1 protein-coding gene and 1 pseudogene are annotated in these 1,420 nt (G+C 69.0%); one reads left to right on the top strand and one right to left on the bottom strand.

Features of this window, described 5'->3' with window-relative positions:
• Positions 1–149: 149 nt before the first annotated feature.
• A pseudogene (locus G3I60_RS43575) lies at positions 150–580 on the bottom strand (ATP-binding protein).
• Positions 581–666: 86 nt separating this feature from the next.
• Between G3I60_RS43575 and G3I60_RS43570 the strand changes: the two are divergent.
• Positions 667–1,420 (top strand): aminoglycoside phosphotransferase family protein (locus G3I60_RS43570; RefSeq protein ID WP_203675327.1); only part of this gene is annotated, 754 nt, incomplete at its 3' end.

Raw genomic sequence — 1,420 nt, 5'->3', positions numbered from 1 at the left:
GCAGGCAACCGGGCACAAATCCAGCTGAGTTGGTGATGTTCACTCGGGCGAGTGAGTTTGCGCGGCGGCGGCTGTACGGGCCGTGGTGGCCGTCCCAGCGGGCGGGAGGGGTGGGGTTTGGTTGAGGTTCTTTCTCTCCGGTGTTTCTTTCAAAGAAGACCGCTGGTCGCACCGGAACACAGGGAATCGAGTTCCGGTGCGACATCGATTTCCGCCCACACCGTTTTGCGAGGCCGGAGCCCCGGACCCCACCCCCATCGATCGGCAAGCGCCTCGACGAGGGCGAGTCCCCGCCCGGACTTCGCATCGTCGGACGGAGGTTGGGGACACGGCGGGCGGTCTCCGGCCGTGTCGGTCACCTCGATACGCAGGGTGGTGCCGATGACGTACGCCGTGAGCCGGAAGTCGCGGCCCGGGACGCGTCCGTGGGTGACGGCGTTGGCTGCCAACTCGGCCACGATCTGCGGGCCGGGTCCACCGGCAGTCCCCAGGAGCGGAGTTGTTCGGCGGTGAGCAGCCGGGCCAGGCGGGCGCCATGGGGCGTAGAGACCGGCCCGAACCTGGCCTTCACCCCCGCCACCTGGGCCGACTTCGTCCCGTACGCGACCGAACGCTGAAAAACGGGCTGCGTGGAAGCTGTCCGTCGGACAGCATCGCGGGGTGACCATGCATGAAGACCAAGTGGACGTGACCCCCGAGACAGTCGCTGCCCTGATCCAGGACCAGTTTCCCGAGTGGAGCGGCAAGGAGATCCGGCTGCTGGAGTCGACCGGCACGGTCAACGCCATCTTCCGTATCGGGGACGATCTTTCCGCACGCTTCCCACTGCGTCGGGCGGATGCCGCCGAGACGCGGGTGGTTCTGGAGCTGGAAGCACAGGCGAGCGCGGAGCTGGTGCGGGTGTCTCCCTTCCCTGTCCCGGAACCTGTGACCCTGGGCGAGCCCGGAGCGGGCTACCCCATGCCGTGGTCCGTCCAGACGTGGCTGCCGGGAACGGTCGCCTCGGAGGCCGACCCGAGTGGCTCGGATGCTTTCGCACAGGATCTGGCGACCTTCATAGCTGCCCTCCGGAAGGTCGGGACGGCCGGACGGCGCTTGCGCGGCGGCGGGGGTCGTGGCGGCGTACTCACCGACCACGATGAATGGATGGAGGAGTGCTTCGAGGAGAGTGCGGGGCTGCTCGACGTGCCCCGGCTGCGCCAGCTGTGGAGCCACTTGCGGGAGCTGCCGCGCGAGAGCGCCGACGTGATGAGCCACACTGACCTGATCCCTGGAAACGTGCTGGTCGCGGGCGACCGGCTCTGCGGTGTCCTCGACGCCGGCGGCTTCGGCCCTGCCGACCCCGCGCCGGATCTGGTCAGCGCCTGGCACCTGCTGCAAGAGGGCCCGCGCGAGGTGCTCCGCCGGACACTGGGCTGCG

Source organism: Streptomyces sp. SID13666 (assembly GCF_010548325.1).
Taxonomy (GTDB): Bacteria; Actinomycetota; Actinomycetes; order Streptomycetales; family Streptomycetaceae; genus Actinacidiphila; species Actinacidiphila fildesensis.
This window is presented reverse-complemented; position numbering and strand designations above follow the sequence as displayed.